Source organism: Burkholderia orbicola (assembly GCF_900100915.1).
GTDB lineage: Bacteria > Pseudomonadota > Gammaproteobacteria > Burkholderiales > Burkholderiaceae > Burkholderia > Burkholderia orbicola.
This window is the reverse complement of record NZ_FNKW01000001.1, coordinates 2085555-2105299: the sequence shown is the minus strand read 5'-3', so window position 1 is coordinate 2105299 and position 19745 is coordinate 2085555. Positions and strand designations below refer to the sequence as shown.

Here is a 19745-nt window from a genome sequence, read left to right as displayed (position 1 = left end):
GCTATGACAGATGGGGATGAAGTCGTGAAAACAAAGGCCCGTCGTGCTTACTTCTTCTTGCTGAACATCAGCAGGATCGAGTCCCAGATACGTCCGAAGATACCCGCTTCCGGCACGGCCTGCAGCGCGACGACCGGGAATTCGGACAGCGTCTTGCCGTCGGCGACGATCTTCACGGTGCCGACCTGCTGGCCTTCGGCGAGCGGCGCGATCAGCGGCGCGTTGACGTCGACTTCGGTCTTGACCTTGTCGCCGAGGCCGCGCGGCACGGTCGCCCACTGGTCGCCCTTCACGCCGACCTGCACGGTGTTGTCCTTGCCCTTGTAGATGCGCGGCGTCGAGATCGCCTGGCCGCCCTTGAACAGGCGCACCGAATCGAACGCGCTGTAGCCGTAGTTCAGCATCTTCATGCTGTCCTGCGTACGCTCGCTTTCCTTCTGCTCGCCCATCATCACCGACACCAGGCGGCGCTGGCCGTCGACGCCCGGGATCGCGCGCTTCGCCGACGCGATCAGGCAGTAACCGGCCGCCTGCGTATGGCCGGTCTTCAGGCCGTCGACCGTCGGGTCGAGCCACAGCAGCCGGTTGCGGTTGCCCTGGCGGATGTTGTTGTACTTGAATTCCTTCTCCGAGAAGATGCTGTAGTACTGCGGAAAATCGCGGATCAGGTGGGCCGACAGCTTCGCGAGATCGCCGGCCGTCGTGTAGTGGTTCGGGTCGGGCATGCCGTTCACGTCGGCGAAGTGCGTGCCCTTCATGCCGAGGCGCCCTGCCTCGTCGTTCATCATCGTGACGAACTGCCCTTCGCTGCCGCCGACGAGCTCGGCCAGCGCGATCGCGGCATCGTTGCCCGACTGGATGATCATCCCGTACACGAGGTCGTGCACGGACACCGGCTTGTTCGCCTCGATGAACATGCGCGACTCGTCGCGGCCGACGCGGCGCACTGCGTCGCTCGGCGTGACGATCTGCTCCATCGAGATCTTCTTCTTGTCGAGCGCCTCGAACACGAGGTAGGCCGTCATCAGCTTCGTCAGCGACGCCGGCTCGACGCGTTCGTCCGCATTGCCCGACGCGAGCACCGTGTTGCTCGTCGCGTCGACGAGCACCCACGAGCGCGCGTTCACGCCCGGCGGCGGCACCGCGCCCGGCATGTAGGTCGCGGGCGCGCCGGTGAACTGCTCGGCGGCCGGCGCCGCATGCGCGGCCTTGGCCTTGGCGGCCGGCTTCGCCTCGGCGACGACGATCGTCGAGGCGAGCGCGACGGGCAGCATCACGCCGAGCGCGACGTTGCGCGCGGCGGTGCCGAAGGCGATGGAAGAAGCGAGGGACTTGAGGCCTTGGGAAGACAGACGCATGATCGATTCAGGCTGATGGCAGAAAGTGCGGTGCGAGACGCGCAGGGTTGAACGGCAAGGCGGCGGGCGTCTCGGGCACTCGCCCGACACCGTCGGGCGACGCGAAACGCGCCGGTTGGACTCGTGCGGGCGCGTTCGGTTCGCGGCCGTCGCGAGCGGGCGGACAGGCGGCGAAACGAGCGCCGCATGGGCCCAGCCGGGCCGCGGGCAACGCGAAATGCGGCCATTATACGTGGCCGCGAACGGCGTTTTCGCGAACCTGGCAGCGGACACCCGCATACCGGTTGCGAGAGCATCGCACGGGCATGCAACGGACACGCGCGCTCGAAGCCGCGCGAAAGGTGTGCGCAGGCGGCGTGCAAGTCGGGTTGCGCCGCCATGCGGCCGGCCGCGCGCCGTGCGGGGCGGCGCGATGTCGCATGAAGTTTCGGGAAGGGTCGCGCCTCAGCCGGCCGGGCGCCGGTGCGCGGTGCGGTCACCGACGCTCACGCCGGCCACCGCATGCAGGCAAGGGCCTGTTCACGCCAATAACCGACTTGCGCCGACCCTAGCGCCACGCGTCGACGATGATGCGCTTCAGCACGTGCAGCTTGCGATGGAGAAAATGCTCGGCGCCGGGGATCACGACGACCGGCAGCTCCTGCGGCCGCGCCCAGTCGTACACCGACGCGATCGGCACCGTGTCGTCGGTTTCGCCGTGGATCACGAGCGTGTTCTCGGGCACGTCGGCCACCTGCCAGCGGCTCGCGGCCGTGCCGACGAACACCATCCGCTCGATCGTCTCGCCCGCGTCGCGCAACCGCTTCGCGACGTGCGACAGCACGAAGGTGCCGAACGAGAAGCCCGCGAGCACGAGCGGCAGGTCCGCATACGTGGGCTGCGCGCGCATGTGCGCGAGCACCGCGAGCAGGTCGTCGGCCTCGCCCGTGCCGTTGTCGTGCACGCCCTCGGTCGCGCCGACGCCACGGAAGTTCGACCGGTAGACGACGTAGTTCAACTGCACGAGCGTGCGCGCGAGCGTCTGCGCGACCTTGTTGTCCATCGTGCCGCCGAACAGCGGATGCGGATGCGCGACGAGCGCGATGCCGCGCGGCGCGGCGCCGCCTTCGCGCACGGCGTCGGGCAGGTCGACCGCGATTTCGATCTGGCCGACCGGGCCCGCGATCAGCGATTTCTGCGTATGAACGTTCATTCGGCCGGCCCGCTCAGATCTTCAGGCGGTCGACGACCTTGCCGTCGCGCAGGTGCGACTCGACGATCTCGTCGATGTCGGCCTGATCAACGTACGTGTACCACGTGCCTTCCGGATACACGACCATCACCGGCCCTTCCTCGCAGCGGTCCAGGCACCCGGCCTTGTTGATGCGGACCTTGCCGGGCCCCGCGAGACCGAGTTCCTTCACGCGCTTTTTCGCGTATTCCTGCATGGTCTGTGCATCGCATTGCGCGCAGCTCGGGCGTTCGGCGCCCGGATCGCGCTGGTTCAGGCAGAAGAAGACGTGGTGCTGGTAGTAGGAATCCATGATGGTGACGAGCGGCCCGGCACGAAGCCGTGCGGAAAGAGGGGCGATGGATTGCCGTTGCGCGAGGCGGCAACGGAGGATGCGGACGATTATAGCGACCGGCGCACGCGGCTGCCCGCGGCACGGCCGCCGCCGCACGGCCCCCGGCCGCCGGGTCAGCGGCGCAGCGCGGCCGGCAGCCACGCGTGCTCGACGCGCTGGCCGAGCCAGATCAGCGCCGCGTAGGGCCAGATCCATGCGAGCCAGCGCGCGATGCTGTTGAAGTGCACGTAGCGGCCCTGTCGCCACCCCGACAGCGTGAAGTCGAAGAACGGGTTGACCGGCAGCAGGTTCACCAGCGCGACACCGGCCAGCAGCGCGAGCGCCGCGAGCAGCGCGCGCCACGTCGCCGGCACGCGCAACGCGACGAGCGCCGCCGCGAAACCGAGCTCGATGCCGAGCCGCGCGCCGGGCGTCGCCCACACGACGACGAGGCCGGTGGCCGACTGCATGAACGTCGCGGCCGCCTTCAGCACGAGCGTGGCGACCACCAGCGCGATCAGCAGCCGGATGCGCGGCGCGCGCGCGCGCATCGCGAGCGACGCGATCGCCAGCGCGGCGAACAGCATCAGCCCGCCGAGCACGGCTTCCCATGCGGAATCGGACAGCCAGCCGTCGACCCGCTCGGGCCATTCGCTGACGCGCCATGCGGCCGGCAGCCACGCGAGCAGCGCGTCCTGCATCGACGCGTCGGCGCGCTCCCACAGCGCGGCCGGCCAGTCGCCGATGCCGAACAGGAACGGCGACGGAAACACGATCGCGAACGGCCACAGCGCGGCGAGCAGCAGCGGCGTCGAACCGTCGGGCTCCAGCCACGCGAAGCGCAGCCGGCGCAGCGCGCCGCGGTCGAGCAGCGCGCCGGTGGCCGGCGCCGCAAGCGCCGCGCCCAGCAGCGCGCCGAGCGCGTTGGCGCCGAGATCGAGATTCGACGCAACGCGCGTCGGCAGGTAGGTCTGCAGCGCTTCCATCGTGCCCGACAGCAGCACGCCGAGCCCGCCCGCGATCAGCGTCGCGGCCACGCCGCGCCAGCGCGGATGCAGCGCGAGCACGCCGAGCGCGCCGAACGGCAGATAACCGAGCACGTTCGTGACCACGTCGAACGCGGTCACGTAGCGCTGCATCGGCGCGAACAGGTAATCGAACGGGCCGATGCCGAGCGACACCCAGCCTTCGAACGGATACAGCGACGCATAGACGATCAGCGCCGCATAGGCGGCAAACGCCTGCCGTGCGAGCGGCGACGCGCGATGCGTGCCGGGCACGTTCATCGCGGATGCAATCGCGGATGCAATCGCGGCGGCACGTCGGGCGTCACGGCGTGCCCGCGTACGCCTGCACGCCGACCCACGCGGCGATCTGCGACACGAGTTCGTCGCTGGCCGCCGCAAGCGCACGCGCGCCGCCGGCGGCGTCGGGCGTGCTCGACGGCGCACGCGCGACGAACGTGCGCTGGCCGAGCACCTTGCCGTCGAGCATCAGCGTTGCGCGCGCGGTGACCGCGCCGTGGCTTTGCGACTGCCCGTCGAAGACCTGTTCGAATTCGCTGAGGTCGACCTTGAGGGTCGGCGCGCGCACGCCGTCGGCGCCTTCGAGCACCGTGCCGCGCGACGACAGCGCGCCGCGCAGCCGCTGTGTGAGCAGTTGCGCGGGCGGCGCGGTCCAGCGGCTGTCGCGATAGACGGCCACGTGCTGCGCATCCGCGTACGCGAGGCGGTACGCGAACTTGTCCGAATCGAGCGCGTCGGGCGCGGCGACGTCGAGCACCTTCAGCGCGGGGCCCGAACCGGTGGTCGTCACCGACGAGGCAGGTCCGAGGTCGTAGCGGATGTTCGACAGTACCGCGTCGTTGCCGGCGCAACCGGCCGCGAGCGCGAGCGTCAGCACGGCGAGCGCGGCCGGGCGCAACGCGCGGTCAAGGATTCGTGGCATGGCGTATTCCTGCATGATGTGTCCGGTTTCGATGGGCGTCATGCCCGGCCGCTCCCGGCCGGACGATCGATCAACTGCTGCGGGGTGTCCCGTATCGGTGTGTCCCGTATGTTCCGTACGTCCCGTCTGTCACTTCCCGGCCGTCGCACCCGGCCAGACGAAGCCCGCCTCGCCGGGCCCCGGCGCCGCGCCGGGCGAACCGAACAACAGACTGCGCGGGTTGCGGCCAAGTTCACCGGCGACGTCCTTCAATTGCCGCGACGCGTCGCCGACGCTGTCGGCCAGCGCATTGAAGCGCGGCAGCGTGTCGTACTGCACGCGCGCGTTGAGGCCGTTCAGCGCGACGCCCACCTGCTCGGCGGCCGTGCCGGCCTTGTTCAGGTTCGACACGAGCGGCCCGTTCGGCTGCAGCAGCGTGTTCGCCGACGCCATCGCGCGGTTCACCTCGTGCATCGTCTCCGGCAGCGCGGTGACCGCCGGGCCGAGCTGCTTCGTCAGCGTCGCGGCGCCGTCGGCCGCGTGCTGCAGGCTTTCGGCGGTCGCGCGCAACTGCTCGCGCATCTCGGGCGACATCAGCGCGTTCGCGCTCTTCGCGGCCAGTTCGAGCTGCCGCAGCAGCACGTCGCCGCGCTCCTGGATCTGGTCGAACAAGCTCGGCCGCATCGGGATCTGCGCGATCGCCTTCGGCGACGACGGCAGCGGCGCCAGATCGCGCCCCGTATCCTCCAGCTGCACGAACGCGATGCCCGTCACGCCCTGGAAGCCGAGGCTGCCGTAGGTCGACTGCGTGATCGGCGCATCGTGATCGACGAGGATGCGGATGCGGATCTGGCCCGGATGGGTGCGATCGAAGCCGATCGACTGCACCTTGCCGACGTCGAGGCCGCGAAAGCGCACCGCCGCGTCCGGGAACAGCCCCGTCACGTTGGTGCGCGCGAGCAGGTCGTACGGCACGCGCACGGTACGGTCGACGTTGAACCAGAACACGGTGCCCGCGATCGCGAGCGTCAGCGCGATCGTGAACAGGCCGGCCCAGAACGCATGTGATTTGTTTTCCATTCGCGGGTTCCTTGCTTCTACAGCTCGACGCTCGAGAGCGCCGGTTCGAGGGCCGCCTTCGGCAGCTTCGTGCGCCGCTCGGGCGGCAGCGCCTGCAATGCGCGGCGCCCGCGCAGCCCCAGGAAATATTCGTGGATGAACGGATGGTCGACGTTCGCGGCCTCCTCGACGGGCGCGGCGACCAGCACCTTGCGGTCGGCCAGCACCGCGACGCGCGTCGACAGCGCGACCATCGTGTCGAGGTCGTGCGTCACCATCACGACGGTCAGCCCGAGCGTGCGATGCAGCGTCGCGATCAGCTCGACGAATTCGTCGGACGCCTGCGGATCGAGGCCGGCCGTCGGCTCGTCGAGGAACAGCAGTTCGGGCTCCAGCGCGATCGCGCGCGCGATGCCGACCCGTTTCACCATCCCGCCCGACAGCGCGGCCGGCATCTTAGACGCGTGCTTGCACGGCAGCCCGACCATCTCGAGCTTCAGCATCACGATGTCGTGCAGCAGGTCCGGCGGCACGCGGCCAAGCTCGCGCAGCGGCTGCGCGACGTTGTCGAACACCGTCATCGACGAGAACAGCGCACCCTGCTGGAACAGCATCCCCGAGCGCGTGCGCATCATCCGCGCGCTTGCATCGTCGATCGTCGACGTATCCTCGCCGAACACCTTGATCGTGCCCGACGTCGGCCGTTCGAGGCCCAGGATCTGCCGCACGAGCGTCGTCTTGCCGGAGCCCGACCCGCCGACGATCGACACGATCTCGCCGCGCCGCACGTCGAAATCGAGCTTCTGGTGAACGATGTTGCGCCCGTAGCGCTTGGTCAGGTTGCGCACCTCGATCACGAGATCGCCGGCGTCGGCGGCCGCGTCCGGCCGGGCGCCGACCGACCCGGCGCCGATGGCCGCGGCATGCGCGGTCGTTTCGTTCGATGCGTTCATCCGAGCCCCACGTTCTGGAACAGGATCGCGAACACCGCATCGGCGAGGATCACGACCGTGATCGACGACACCACCGACGTGGTCGTGCCTTCGCCGAGGCTCTGCGAGTTCGCCTTGATCCGGAAGCCGAAATGGCACGCGACCAGCGCGATCAGCATGCCGAACACGACGCCCTTGCCGACGCCGATGTACAGGTTCGCGATCGGCACGACGCCCGGCAGCGAGCGCACGAAATAGTTGATGTCGATGCCGAGCACCAGCTTCGCGGCGAGCGCGCCGCCCGTGAGCGCGATGATGTTGGTCCACATCACGAGCAGCGGCATCGCGACGCCGAGCGCGAGCACGCGCGGCAGGATCAGCCGCAGCCCGTGCGGAATGCCCATCACGCGCATCGCGTCGAGCTCCTCGGTCACCCGCATCACGCCGATCTGCGCGGTGATCGCCGAGCCGGAGCGGCCCGCGACGAGGATCGCCGACAGCACGGGGCCGAGCTCGCGGATCACCGACAGCCCGAGGATGTTCACGATGTAGCGGTTCGCGCCGAACATCTGCAGTTGCTGCGCGGACAGGTAGCTGAGCACGATGCCGATCAGGAACGCGACGAGCGCGGTGATCGGCAGCGCCTGCGCGCCGGCGCTGTAGATGTTCGCGGAGGTTTCCTTCCACGGCATCGTCTTCGGGCGGCGCAGCACCGACAGCGCATCAAGGATCACGCGGCCGAACATCGTGATACCGCCCTGCAGGTGTTCGCCGAACGCGAAGATCGCCAGGCCGAGCCGCGTGACGGGATCGAAGCGCACGATGCGCTCCGGCGCCTCGCGTTCGCTGTCGAGCCGCTCGATGCGCTCGAAGATCGTGCGCTGCGTGGCGCTCAGCGCGACGCCGGCCGGCAGCTTGCGGCCCCATACGCGCCACAGCGCCTGGCCGCCGACGTGGTCGAGCCGCTCGATGCCGGACAGATCCCATTCGCTCACGCGCCCGGCGGCGATGCTCGCGATGCGGCGCGCCACGACGCCGCGGTTGCGCGCGAGCGAGAGCGCGGTCCACTGGCCGGTCAGGCGCACCGTCTGGCCCTGGCCGCCGGCGTCGACCGACAGGCCGGGAGGAGTCTCGAAGTCCAAGGGCAGGTTGTTTGCAAAAGGATGACAGCGGCCATTGTAGCGAACCGCCCGATGCCGCGACGTGAGGATTTCGGCGGGTTGCGCAGCCGGCGGCGCGAACTCGGGAGGCGCAGCCGGGGCGCGGGGGCGGGGGCGCCCGAACGCGGGGCGCGCGATCGAGGCGCCGGGCTCGGGCGTGCAACCGGGACGCCGGGCCGGGGCCGGCCGGGACCGGCCCGAAACCGAGACGGACCTCGGCTCGCGGCCCGCATCGCGACCTTTCATTGTTCCGTCACGTTTCCTTTCGATACTCTCACGCGCCGCACCTCAGGCCGACGGCGCGCCGCGCCGCCATTCGTGCGTACCTCGCGTTTCATAAAACAGAACACCGAACAGGACAACCGATGCGTCTCCCCCCGCTTTCCCGCCGTCACGTGCCGGCCGCCGCCGCGCTCGCCAGCCTCGCCTTCGTCCTCGCCGGCTGCGGCGGCGACGACGTCACCGCCACGCCGCCGGCTCAGCCGGAGGCCCAGGCGCCCGTCGGCACGACGGCCACGCTCGCGCTGCTCGAGACGACCGACCTGCACACCAACGTGCTGTCGTACGACTATTTCAAGCTCGCCGCCGACAATTCGCTCGGCTTCGAGCGCGTGTCGACGCTGATCGCGCAGGCGCGCAAGCAGTACCCGAACACGCTGCTGCTCGACAACGGCGACACGATTCAGGGCACCGCGCTGTCGGACTACCAGGCGCTCGTGAAGCCGGTCGGCTGCGACCAGACGCTCGCGATCTACAAGGTGATGAACGCCGCGAAGTTCGACGGCGGCGGGATCGGCAACCATGAATTCAACTACGGGCTGCCGTACCTGTCGCAGGTGACCGGCAACACGTTCGAGGTCGACGGCCTGCCGGCGCCGGCCCAGCAGAAGAAGTGCGCGGGCCCGAACTTCCCGCAGGTACTCGCGAACGTGATCAGCGCGAAGACCAACGCGCCGCTGTTCACGCCGTACACGATCCTGACGCGCACGGTGACGGCCACGACGCCGGACGGCAAGACGGTCAGCGCGCCCGTGAAGATCGGCATCATCGGCTTCACGCCGCCCGCGATCATGAACTGGGACAAGCGCTGGCTCGACGGCAAGGTCTACACGACCGGGCTGAAGGAAGCGGCCGAGAAGTACATTCCGGAGATGCGCGCGAAGGGCGCCGATCTCGTCGTCGCGATCTCGCACGGCGGCCTCGACAATTCCGCGTACTCGCCGACGATGGAAAACGGCAGCTGGTGGCTGTCGAAGGTGTCCGGCATCGACGCGATGCTGATCGGCCACTCGCACCAGGTGTTCCCGGACGCGAACAGCACCGTGGCGCAGTTCAACCTGCCGGGCGTCGACAAGGTCAAGGGCACCGTCAACGGCGTGCCGACCGTGATGGCCAACTACTGGGGCAAGCATCTCGGCGTGATCAAGCTCGGCCTGAAGTTCGATGGCAAGACCTGGGCCGTCGACAAGTCGCAGACGACCGTCGAGGCGCGGCCGATCCAGAATGCCGACAAGAGCTACGTCGCGGCCGACCCGTCGGTGTCCGCCGCGATCGCGGCCGAGCACCAAGCGACGATCGACTACGTGAAGACGCCGATCGGCTCCACCGACTACCGGATGAACTCGTACTTCGCGGACGTCGGCGATCCGGGCGCGATCCAGATCGTCAACGAGGCGCAGGCCGACTACGTGAAGACCTACGTGCAGGCGAACCTGCCGCAGTACGCGTCGCTGCCGGTGCTGTCGGTCAGCGCGCCGTTCAAGAGCGGCTTCGGCGGCGGCACCGACTATACCGACGTCGCGCCGGGCGCGCTCGCGATCAACAACGCGGCCGACCTGTACCTGTATCCGAACACCGTGTACGCGGTGAAGGTGAGCGGCGCCGACGTGAAGAACTGGCTCGAGACGGCCGCCAAGCGCTTCAACACGATCGACCCGACCAAGGCCACCGTGCAGCCGCTCGTCAGCACCTTCCCCGGCTACAACTTCGACATGTTCACGTCGGCCGATCTCGCGTATGAAATCGACGTCACGCAGCCTGTCGGCAGCCGGATCAGGAACCTAACGTACAAGGGTGTGGCGATCGACCCGAACGCGCAGTTCATCGTCGCGACCAACAACTACCGTGCGAGCGGCGGCGGCAACTTCCCGGGCCTCGACGGCAGCAAGACGATCTTCGCGTCGCCCGATGCGAACCGCGACGTGCTGATCGCGTTCATCAAGAAGCGCGGCGCGATCACGCGCGCGGCCGACGGCGCGCAGCGCAGCTGGCGCTTCACGAAGCTCGCGAGCTCGGTCGCGCACGTGCAGTTCGCGTCCGCGCCGAACCGCCTCGGCGACGCCGCGGCGGCCGGCCTGACCGGCATCACGCAGGTCGCGGCCGACGACGGCTCGGGCAAGAACCTCGCGACCTACGAAATCGACCTCACGCAATGAGACACGCTATGCAACCGATCCGGACGATGCGGCCCGCCGAAACCGGCTTCGCCGCCGCCGCGCGGCGCGTGCTGCGCGCGAAACTCCCGCCGGCCGCCTTGCTCGCGGCGGTGGCCGTGACCGTCGCGGCCGTCGTCGCGGCGACCGGCCTGCGCGGCGCCGGCCCCGCGCCGAGCGCCGCGCAGCTCGACGAATGGCAGGCGATGGTCACGCAGGCGACCGAGCCGCATGCGCTGGCCCAGTTGCGCACGCTCGCGCGGCGCGGCTCGGGCGCCGCGCAGGCGGCGCTCGGCATCGCGCTCATCGATGCACATGAGCCGGGGCTGCGCGACGAGGGGCGCGGCTGGCTGGAAACGGCCGCGGCGACGGAGGGCAAGGCCGACGCGCCGGCCGCGCGGCGCGCGCAGCTTGCGCTCGGCAAGGCGTTGCTGCTCGGCAGCGGCGACATTCCGAAGGACTATGTGCGCGCCCGCGCGCTGCTCGGCGCCGCGGCCGAACAGGGCGACCCGGCCGCCGCGTACTACCTCGGGCTGATCTACCGCAGCGGCTACGGCATCGCGGCCGACCCGGTGCAGGCCGCGCACTGGTTCGACATCGCGTCGCGCGCGGACATCCCGGCCGCCGACTTCATGCTCGCGAACGCGTACCGCGACGGCAGCGGCGTGCCGCGCGACGAGGTGCGCGCGCTCGCGCTGTATCGCCGCGCCGCCGAGCACGAGCTGCCGGAAGCCGTGCAGACGCTCGCGATGGCCTATCGCAACGGCGAACTCGGGCTTCGCCCCGACGCGGACGAATTCCACGCGCAGTGGATCGAGACCGCGCATGCGCTGAAGCACCCGGTCGTCGCGCCGTGATGGCCGTTCGGCTGGGGGGAGCGCGTGGGCGTGACCTGGCCGAACGGTGGTTGCGTCGTATGCGTCATCTGCGAGCCGTCGGCGGCGCACCGATCCTCGTTTCGACCCGCCAAGGCCCGGCGCTGAAGGGCAGGACGCCGCTCGCGTGCGAGATGACGTCGGAAGAGGACATCAAGGCGCTGGAGCGCGGATAGAGATGCAGCGCTAAGCCCCGCCGTGTCGTCCTGCAGGTTGGGCGCGCCCTCCGGCGCGCGCCAACGCCCCCTGTCGCTACAATAGGCGCCATGAACGCCCCCACATCCTCCGACACGCCCGAATCCGGCGACGCGCACATCGCGCGCAACCGGCTCGAGGCGCACCTGGACGCCGCGCCGCGCGCGTGGCCGCTCGACATCGTCGCCGCCACCGGCTCGACCAACGCCGACGTCGCGACGCGGCTCAAAGCGCTGCCGCGCAGCGCGAACGCGTTGCCCGCGCCGCTCGTGCGCGTCGCGTTCGAGCAGACGGCCGGCCGCGGCCGGCAGGGCCGCCCGTGGTTCGCGCAGCCCGGCAATGCGCTGCTGTGCTCGGTCGGCTGCATCGTGCCGCGCGCCGTCGATGCGCTCGGCGGCCTCAGCATCGCGATCGGCGTCGCGCTCGCCGAAGGGCTGGCCACGCTGCCGCTCGACGCCCGCACGCGCGTCGCGCTCAAATGGCCGAACGACCTGCTGCTGACGGCCGACGACGACGGCACGCCGCGCATCGTCGGCAAGCTCGCCGGGATCCTGATCGAAACCGTCTGGACCACCGCCGACGCCACCGCCGTCGTGATCGGCTTCGGCATCAACGTGCGAGGCGCGGAAGCCGTGGCCGCGCAGGTCGACGCGCTGCGCGCGCGCGAAGCGACGCTCGCGAGCGGGCTGCCGCCCGCCGCGCTGTCGATCGCGTGCGCGTCGGCGAACCTCACCGATACGCTCGCCGCGTCGCTGAACGCGCTCACGCCCGCGCTCGCGCAGTTCGGCACCGACGGCCTCGCGCCGTTCCTGCCGCGCTGGCACGCGCTGCACGCGTACGCGGGCCGTGAAGTCGTGCTGCTCGAACAGGGCGTCGAGCGCGCGCGCGGCATCGCGACGGGCATCGACGCGACCGGTCAGTTGCTGCTCGACACGCCGAACGGCATACAAACGATCGCGGCCGGCGACGTGTCGCTGCGCGAAGCGCAATGAGCGAACCGCACCTGCTGATCGATGCCGGCAACAGCCGGATCAAGTGGGCGCTCGCCGACGCGCGGCGCTCGCTCGTCGACACGGGCGCGTTCGGCCATACGCGCGACGGCGGCACCGATCCCGACTGGTCGCACCTGCCGCGGCCGCGCGGCGCGTGGATCTCGAACGTCGCGGGCGCCGACGTGGCCGCACGGCTCGACGCGCTGCTCGACGCGCGCTGGCCGGGCTTGCCGCGCACGACGATCCGCGCGCGGCCCGCACAATGCGGCGTGACGAATGGCTATACGACGCCCGAACAGCTCGGCAGCGACCGGTGGGCCGGCCTGATCGGTGCGCACGCGGCGTTTCCCGGCGAGCATCTGCTGATCGCGACGTTCGGCACCGCGACGACGCTCGAGGCATTGCGCGCGGACGGCCGCTTCACGGGCGGGCTGATCGCGCCGGGCTGGGCGCTGATGATGCGCGCGCTCGGCACGCACACCGCGCAGTTACCGACGCTGACCACGGATATCGCCAGCGGCCTGCTCGCGGGCGCGCAGGCCGAACCGTTCCAGATCGATACGCCACGCTCGCTGTCGGCCGGCTGCCTGTACGCGCAGGCCGGCCTGATCGAACGCGCGTGGCGCGATCTCGTCGCGGCGTGGCAGGCGCCCGTGCGGCTCGTGTTGGCAGGCGGTGCGGCGGACGACGTCGCGCGTGCGCTGACGGTCGCGCATACGCGGCATGACGCGCTGATCCTGTCCGGGCTCGCGCTGATCGCAGCGGACGCCGCTCCGGCAACGGCACAGGATTGACGCAAAAGCGTCGGCATCGCGCCGGCGCGTCGCGACGCAGGCCAAAGTGAGCCCGGCCGGCCCACGTCACGCCGACGAGGCAATACGCGCGGTGCCGCGCCAGCGGCCCGCACGAACGGTCAACGAAAGCCATGAAAAAAGCCGGCCATGCGGCCGGCTCGACTGAACGACGTGAATCACGTCAATGACGACAAGGAGTTTCGACGATGCTGCGCTGGCTGATCGCTGTTCTCTTTCTCGCCAACATGCTCGCGTTTGTGGTGGCACGCGGCATGTTCGGGCCGCTGCCCGCGGCCGGCCCGCGCGAACCGGGCGTGCTGTCGCGGCAGGTGCGGCCCGACGCATTGCGCGTGACACCGCTCGTGCGGGCGACCGACCAGCCCGTCGTCGGCGGCCCGATCGCGGCGCCGGCCATCACGACCGCACCGCTCGCGGCGTCCGCCCCGTGACGGCGCTGCGTCGCGCTCAAGACTGTTGCGCGCGCACCTTCTTCAGCAATGCAGTGGTCGAGCGATCGTGCTCGAACGGAATCGCCAGCGCCCGGCCGCCCCAGCCGCGCACGAGCGCCGATTCCGGCAGCGCGTCCATGTCGTAATCGCCGCCCTTCACGAGGATGTCCGGACGGACGGCTTCGATTAGCGACACGGGCGTCTTTTCCCCGAACGTCACGACCCAGTCGACGCTTTCCAGCGCCGCGAGCAGCGCTGCGCGATCTTCTTCGCGGTTGATCGGCCGGTCGTCGCCCTTGCCGAGCATGCGCACCGACGCGTCGCTGTTCACGCCGACGATCAGGCAGGCGCCGAGCGCTTTCGCATCGGCGAGATACGTGACGTGACCACGATGCAGGATGTCGAACACGCCGTTGGTGAACACGACGGGCGACGGCAGCGATGCGCGCAGCGCGACGAGGGCATCACGGGTGATCAGCTTGCGTTCGAAAGTGGCGGACATGATGGAGATCGGACGGGATGAACGACGGCGCGCGCGACGGCGGCACCCGATAAAAAGCCCGCCGGACCGGCCGGGCGGGCTTCATGCGACGAGCGCGACACGGTGCCGCGAGCCGGGCGCGAACCGGACACGACTCGCGCCGACGGCGGCCCCTGGCCGGCCTCAGGCCGGCTGCGCGGCCGACGACGGGCCGCTTTCGGCCTGCAGGCGGCCGGTGACTTCCTTGCGGTAGCGGTTCAGTTCCTGCGCGGTCGCGAACGTGCGCTCGAACAGGATCGACAGGTTGTGCAGAATCCGCTCGACGACCTTCTTCTCCCATTCGCCGTCGAAACGGATCTGCTCGTCAAGCCAGCGCTCGAGCCATTCCGGATCGGGCAGGCGCGACTGCACGGTGTCGCGCGGGAACAGCGCCTGGTTCACGTGCAGGTTGGTCGGGTGCAGCGGCTTCTCGGTGCGACGCGCCGACGCCATCAGCACGCCGATCTTCGCGAAGGCGGCACGCGCGACGTCGCCGCAGTTGTTCAGCGCTTTCTTCATGTAGCGCAGGTACGCGCCGCCGTGACGCGCTTCATCGCGCGAAATCGTTTCGTAGATCTGCTTGATGACGGGCTCGGTGTGCCAGTCGGCCGCGCAGCGGTACCAGTGGTTCAAACGGATCTCGCCGCAGAAGTGCAGCATCAGCGTCTCGAGCGGCGGCGCCGGGTCGAACTGGAAGCGCACCGCGTGCAGTTCCTCTTCGGTCGGCACCATCTCCGGCTTGAAGCGGCGCAGGTATTCCATCAGCACGAGCGAATGCTTCTGCTCCTCGAAGAACCACACGCTCATGAACGCGGAAAAGTCGCTGTCGTGCTGGTTGTCGCGCAGGAACATTTCCGTCGCGGGCAGCGCCGACCATTCGGTGATCGCGTTCATCTTGATCGTCTTCGCCTGCTCGTCGGTGAGCAGCGAAGCGTCGAACTTGTCCCACGGAATGTCCTTCTCCATGTCCCAGCGGACAGCTTCGAGCGACCTGTAAAGTTCCGGATAAAGCATGGTGTTCATGATGGTCCCACCCCTGTTCTGCGCAATGCGACTTCTCTAAACGTGACTGTTGCCGCGCCAGCGCGCCGCGCGCGCTTTTTGCGGCCAAGACTCTAATTTTACGCGGGAAACCGGCCGCCGGACGCTGATTCCTCGTCCGGCAGCCAGGCGGCCGCGTTGCCGCCGTTGGGCATGCCGCAACCCGCTCCGTTCCGACGGAGGCCGGTCGCGCTTGCCTGAGTGGGGGCCGGCGCTGGCCGGCTCGTTGGCGCGCCCGTCCCCTGCCCCAGGCGGGTTCCCCGAAAGGTCCCGTGCGGATGCCGGATCGGCGGGCTGCTCGATATGGTGTATACGGCGGCGGCCATGATAGCACGCGTGCATGACGGTTCCGAGACGCCTGCTCGGTCGCGCGCCGCCAACCGCGGTGCGGCGATCGGTCGCGCCCGACCGTCGCGAAAACGTAACCTTACATTGCGCCTGCGTGTGTCAGACCCGTATTTCACCGGCCGCGAGGCCGCCTTCCGGCGGCGTGCCGGCCGCCGATGCGCTGCTACCGTCCGCCTGAGCGATCCAGCCGGCGAGCGTCTCGCGCTGCGCCCGGCCGTCGCGGTAGCCGAGCTCGATCAGTTCGCGCGTGAAGGCCTCCTCGAACAGCAGGTAGCTCGCGAACGACGCGCCGGCCGGCTGGCTGCCGCCGATCGCGCCGAGCAGTCCGCGCATCGTCGCCGGCATCTGCTTCAGGTGCTTCGCGGCAATCAGCTCGATACGCTCGGACGGCGCGATCGCGAGCACGTCGACGTGCCGCCAGCCGCTGTCGAGCTCCACCTGGTGCGGCAGGTGCTCGATCATCCGGTTGATGTGCTCGATCCGTTCGATGTCCGAGCCGATCGAGTCGAGGAACACGCTCGCGAGCACCTGCTGGCCGATCTGCGCGAGGCTCGGGTAGCCACGAGCCCGTCCCGCGCCGTTCGCGGCCGGAATCTCGGGCCGCGGATCGGCTGCACCGACCACGACGATCCGGTCCGCGCCGAAGTGGATCGCCGGCGACAGCGGTGCGATCTGCCGGATCGAGCCGTCGCCGAAGTACTCGATCTGCCCGTCGAGCACGAGCGGCACGGCGGGGAACACGAACGGAATGGCCGACGACGCGAGCAGGTGCGACGCCGACAGGTCGACGAGCCGCGCGGTGCGCTGCGCGCGCCGCCACGCCTGGATCGGCTCGGCCGCCTGGTAGAACGTGAGGTGCCGGCCGCTCGAATAGCTGAGCGCGGTGATCGCGAGCGCGTGCAGCAGGCGCGCCTCGAGCATCTGCTCGATCCGGTGGAAACTCAGCTCGCGCTGCAGCAGGTGCGCGAGCGGCGTGTTGTCGAGCAGCCCGCGCGGCGAGCGGCGCGCCGCCCAGCCGAACGTCATCGTCGCGAGCCAGCGCGCGCCGGCGGCCGCGATGCCGAGCCAGTCGGTGCGATACACGTAATCGGCACGCAACGGCTCCCAGAATTCGAGCAGGCGCCGCACGCCATGGGAAAAGTCGTCCGCGTGGCTTGCGACCGACGTCGCGTTGATCGCGCCGGCCGACGAACCGCACACGACCGCAAACGGCAGCGTGTGCCGCTGCGGATCGGCCTCGCGCGCGATCTCGGCCAGCGCCTTCAGCACGCCGACCTGGTATGCGGCGCGCGCGCCGCCTCCCATCAGAACGAGCGCGAGTCGCATGATCGACCTGCTACCTGCGCCGCATCACGTCGAGCGCTTCGGCGGACGCGTTTCGGGCGACGAAGCGGCCGCCGCGCGCTCCGCGGCCGAACCGGACGGCTTCGCACGCTTCGCGGCGGGCTTGCGCGGTGCGGCCGCGGCGGATTTCGCGGCGGGCTCCGGCGCGGTGGCGGCCTCCGGCGGCGCGGCGCCCGGCGCGGCAGGCTGCATGCCCGGCTGCGCCATCGCGAGGCTCGCGAGCTGATTGAATTGCGTCTGCAGCAGGTTCCACCAGCCGGCCGGGTCGAACTGCTGCGCGGGGTCGCCCGCCGGCGCATCCGCCGCGGACGCCGCGGCATCGGGTGCGGCCTCGCCCGCCGACGTGGGTTTCGCGGCCTGCGCGGCGGCCACGGCCGCTTCCTCGGCCGCCGACATCGAGCTTTGCGCGAACGCGCCGAATGCGCGCAGCGTCGCGAGCGTCGCGCGCTGCACCTCGAGCGCCTGGATCGCGGACTGCAGCATCCCGAGATTGAGCTTCAGCCATTGCTCGACCGCGCGCAGGTCGGTGATCCGCTTGTCGAGCTCCTCGACGTTCGTGAGCGGCGACATCATGTCGGACATGCTCGACAGCGACGGCGGCAGCCCGTGCGTGGCGCCCGGAAACGGCGCCATCCCGCCGAACGGCGACATCCGCATCATGTCCCACATCCGGTCCATCATGTCGGCGGGCTGGAACCCGGCAAAGCCGGCGAAAGGGTTGGCGCCGGAGGCATCGGTCGTCATACGGGCATCCTGGTTGACTGGGGGAGCGAGGCGGCCGCCGTGCGTCGCGCAGCCGCGCGTGGTTCGATCATAGCGCGCACGTCAGAACGGCGCGTCGCCGGGGAACGCGGGCGGGCGCCGCTCGCGCAGCGAACGGATGCCTTCCTGCACGTCGGGCCCCGAAAAACCCATGAATTCGAGCGCGAGCGACGTATCGAAGGTCGGGCCGGCCATGCGCAGCCAGTTGTTCAGCGCGTACTTGGTCCAGCGGATCGCCGACTGCGAACCGTGCGCGAGCCGCTCGGCCACTTCGTATGCCTTCGGCAGCAGGTCGGCCGGCTCGACCGCGAGCGAGACCAGCCCGATCCGCTCGGCCTCCTCGCCGCTCACCGGCTCGCACAGCATCAGGTAGTACTTCGCCTTCGCCATCCCGCACAGGAGCGGCCACACGATCGCCGCGTGGTCGCCGGCCGCGACGCCGAGCCGCGTGTGGCCGTCGATGATGCGCGCATCCTTCGCGGCGATCGAGATGTCGGCGAGCAGCCCGGCGACGAGCCCCGCGCCGACGGCCGGGCCGTGCATCGCCGACACGATCGGCTTGCTGCAGTTGATCACGTTGTAGACGAGGTCGCGCGCCTCGCGCCACACGCGGGCGCGCACGTCGAAATCGTTCGCCATGTCCTCGACGAGCGCGAGATCGCCGCCCGCCGAAAAGCCCTTGCCTTCGCCGCGGATCACCGCGACGCGCGTGTCGGGATCGCGATCGACGTCGCGCCAGATGTCGGCGAGCTCGCGATGCATGCGCGCGTTCGCGGTCGCGAGGCCGCTGCGGTTCGCGCCCTCGCCGCTCATCACGATGTCGAGCACGCCATGGTCGCGGCGCGTCACCTTCAGTGCTTCGTAACCGCCGTACGCGGCAAGATCGGCCATCTGCTGCTCCTTGTTCGAGGCGCTCGAACGCTTGAATCGAGTGTAGCCAAGCCCGCGCGGTCAAACATCGGGCGAAACCCGGCGCGCGGGCCGAAGCCGGGTGTCGCCGGCGCGTTGCGTACCGCGCCGCTTATGCCGCGCCGTCGGGCGGGGCGACCGACTGCTCGATCGCGCCGAAGATCGATTTGCCGGCCGCGTCGAACATCTCGATGCGCACCGTATCGCCGTAGCGCATGAATTCGGTCTGCGGCGCGCCGTGCTCGATCGTCTCGAGGCAGCGCTTCTCGGCGATGCAGCAGTAGCCGCGCTTCGCGTCCTTGTTCGACACCGTGCCCGAGCCGACGATCGAGCCGGCACGCAGGTTGCGCGTCTTCGCCGCGTGCGCGATCAACTGGCCGAAGTGGAACACCATGTCGGTGCCCGCATCGGGCTGGCCGACCTTCTTGCCGTTCCAGTGGACGATCATCGGGCGGTGCACGCGGCCTTCGCGCCATTCGTCGCCCAGCTCGTCGGGCGTGACGGCGACCGGTGCGAACGCGGTGGCCGGCTTGCTCTGGAAGAAGCCGAAGCCCTTTGCGAGTTCGGCCGGAATCAGGTTGCGCAGCGACACATCGTTCACGAGCGTGACGAGCCGCACGGCCTTCAGCGCGTCGTCGGGCGTCGCGCTCATCGGCACGTCGCCGGTGATCACCGCGACTTCCGCCTCGAAATCGATGCCCCATTCCTCGGACGGGCACACGACGTCGTCGCGCGGCCCCAGGAAATCGTCGCTGCCGCCCTGGTACATCAGCGGATCGGTCCAGAACTCGGGCGGCATCTCGGCGCCGCGCGCACGGCGCACGAGCTCGACGTGGTTCACGTACGCGGAGCCGTCGGCCCACTGGAACGCGCGCGGCAGCGGCGCCATGCAGTTGGCCGGATCGAACGCGAACGCATTGCGCGCGCGGCCGTGGTTCAGCGCGTCGTACAGGTCGCGCAGTTGCGGCGCGTAGAACGCCCAGTCGTCGAGGACGCGCTGCAGCGTCGGCGCGATCGCATCGGCAATCGCCGCGGTGTGCAGGTCGCGCGACACGACGATCAGCTGGCCGTCGCGCGTGCCGTCCTTCAGCGAAGCAAGTTTCAT

20 protein-coding genes are annotated in these 19745 nt (G+C 69.9%); 6 read left to right on the top strand and 14 right to left on the bottom strand.

The window, feature by feature from the left end:
- Positions 1–47 precede the first annotated feature (47 nt).
- The 8 genes from BLS50_RS10085 to BLS50_RS10050 all read right to left on the bottom strand — a co-directional run bounded on the left by BLS50_RS10085 (position 48) and on the right by BLS50_RS10050 (position 7961).
- Positions 48–1358, bottom strand: coding sequence for a D-alanyl-D-alanine carboxypeptidase family protein (locus BLS50_RS10085; protein WP_011694421.1), 1311 nt, complete (start codon positions 1356–1358; stop codon positions 48–50).
- Positions 1359–1905: 547 nt separating this feature from the next.
- Positions 1906–2550, bottom strand: a complete 645-nt coding sequence (locus BLS50_RS10080; RefSeq protein ID WP_074802147.1) for an alpha/beta hydrolase — start codon at positions 2548–2550, stop codon at positions 1906–1908.
- Positions 2551–2563: 13 nt separating this feature from the next.
- Positions 2564–2881 carry a (2Fe-2S) ferredoxin domain-containing protein gene (locus BLS50_RS10075; RefSeq protein WP_006485233.1) on the bottom strand — a complete coding sequence of 106 codons (318 nt, stop codon included), beginning with the start codon at positions 2879–2881 and terminating at the stop codon, positions 2564–2566.
- A 155-nt stretch (positions 2882–3036) separates the two neighbouring features.
- Positions 3037–4188, bottom strand: a complete 1152-nt coding sequence (locus BLS50_RS10070; protein WP_074802146.1) for a VanZ family protein — start codon at positions 4186–4188, stop codon at positions 3037–3039.
- A 43-nt stretch (positions 4189–4231) separates the two neighbouring features.
- Positions 4232–4849, bottom strand: coding sequence for an ABC-type transport auxiliary lipoprotein family protein (locus tag BLS50_RS10065; RefSeq protein ID WP_074802788.1), 618 nt, complete (start codon positions 4847–4849; stop codon positions 4232–4234).
- 129 nt (positions 4850–4978) lie between these two features.
- Positions 4979–5908, bottom strand: a complete 930-nt coding sequence (locus tag BLS50_RS10060; RefSeq protein WP_012329298.1) for an MlaD family protein — start codon at positions 5906–5908, stop codon at positions 4979–4981.
- Positions 5909–5925: 17 nt separating this feature from the next.
- A complete protein-coding gene (locus tag BLS50_RS10055; RefSeq protein ID WP_074802145.1) occupies positions 5926–6840 on the bottom strand; it encodes an ABC transporter ATP-binding protein in 915 nt (304 codons plus the stop codon).
- The gene (locus BLS50_RS10050; protein ID WP_069233201.1) at positions 6837–7961 is read right to left on the bottom strand and encodes an MlaE family ABC transporter permease; all 1125 of its coding nucleotides are present in this window, start codon (positions 7959–7961) and stop codon (positions 6837–6839) included. The genes BLS50_RS10055 and BLS50_RS10050 overlap by 4 nt, the downstream gene beginning before the upstream one ends.
- Before the next feature lie 383 nt (positions 7962–8344).
- On the opposite strand from BLS50_RS10050, the gene BLS50_RS10045 reads away from it, so the two are divergent.
- The 6 genes from BLS50_RS10045 to BLS50_RS10020 all read left to right on the top strand — a co-directional run bounded on the left by BLS50_RS10045 (position 8345) and on the right by BLS50_RS10020 (position 13716).
- Positions 8345–10414 carry a bifunctional 2',3'-cyclic-nucleotide 2'-phosphodiesterase/3'-nucleotidase gene (locus BLS50_RS10045; RefSeq protein WP_074802144.1) on the top strand — a complete coding sequence of 690 codons (2070 nt, stop codon included), beginning with the start codon at positions 8345–8347 and terminating at the stop codon, positions 10412–10414.
- 8 nt (positions 10415–10422) lie between these two features.
- Positions 10423–11268 (top strand): tetratricopeptide repeat protein, encoded by an 846-nt coding sequence (locus tag BLS50_RS10040; protein ID WP_074802143.1) that lies wholly within the window; start codon positions 10423–10425, stop codon positions 11266–11268.
- 59 nt (positions 11269–11327) lie between these two features.
- Positions 11328–11462, top strand: coding sequence for a hypothetical protein (locus tag BLS50_RS36295; RefSeq protein WP_256333986.1), 135 nt, complete (start codon positions 11328–11330; stop codon positions 11460–11462).
- Positions 11463–11552: 90 nt separating this feature from the next.
- Complete coding sequence (locus BLS50_RS10030; RefSeq protein ID WP_011546317.1) at positions 11553–12473, top strand: biotin--[acetyl-CoA-carboxylase] ligase; 921 nt, start codon at positions 11553–11555, stop codon at positions 12471–12473.
- On the top strand, positions 12470–13267 hold the full coding sequence (locus BLS50_RS10025) for a type III pantothenate kinase (protein ID WP_074802141.1): 798 nt from the start codon (positions 12470–12472) through the stop codon (positions 13265–13267). The genes BLS50_RS10030 and BLS50_RS10025 overlap by 4 nt, the downstream gene beginning before the upstream one ends.
- 206 nt (positions 13268–13473) lie before the next feature.
- Positions 13474–13716: a hypothetical protein gene (locus BLS50_RS10020; RefSeq protein ID WP_074802140.1), complete on the top strand. Its 243-nt coding sequence runs from the start codon at positions 13474–13476 to the stop codon at positions 13714–13716.
- Between the two features lie 16 nt (positions 13717–13732).
- Here BLS50_RS10020 and rfaE2 read toward each other — a convergent pair whose 3' ends face one another.
- From rfaE2 to BLS50_RS09990, 6 genes are all read right to left on the bottom strand, one after another.
- Entirely contained in the window at positions 13733–14218 is a 486-nt protein-coding gene (rfaE2, locus tag BLS50_RS10015) for a D-glycero-beta-D-manno-heptose 1-phosphate adenylyltransferase (protein ID WP_012329309.1), read from the bottom strand.
- Between the two features lie 162 nt (positions 14219–14380).
- Positions 14381–15259, bottom strand: a complete 879-nt coding sequence (locus BLS50_RS10010) for a ferritin family protein (RefSeq protein WP_011353352.1) — start codon at positions 15257–15259, stop codon at positions 14381–14383.
- A gap of 465 nt (positions 15260–15724) precedes the next feature.
- Positions 15725–16951, bottom strand: coding sequence for a patatin-like phospholipase family protein (locus tag BLS50_RS10005; protein WP_074802139.1), 1227 nt, complete (start codon positions 16949–16951; stop codon positions 15725–15727).
- A 24-nt stretch (positions 16952–16975) separates the two neighbouring features.
- Positions 16976–17713 carry a PhaM family polyhydroxyalkanoate granule multifunctional regulatory protein gene (locus BLS50_RS10000; protein WP_074802138.1) on the bottom strand — a complete coding sequence of 246 codons (738 nt, stop codon included), beginning with the start codon at positions 17711–17713 and terminating at the stop codon, positions 16976–16978.
- An 81-nt stretch (positions 17714–17794) separates the two neighbouring features.
- Positions 17795–18622, bottom strand: a complete 828-nt coding sequence (locus BLS50_RS09995) for an enoyl-CoA hydratase/isomerase family protein (protein WP_074802137.1) — start codon at positions 18620–18622, stop codon at positions 17795–17797.
- A 130-nt stretch (positions 18623–18752) separates the two neighbouring features.
- Complete coding sequence (locus BLS50_RS09990) at positions 18753–19745, bottom strand: fumarylacetoacetate hydrolase family protein (RefSeq protein ID WP_027812546.1); 993 nt, start codon at positions 19743–19745, stop codon at positions 18753–18755.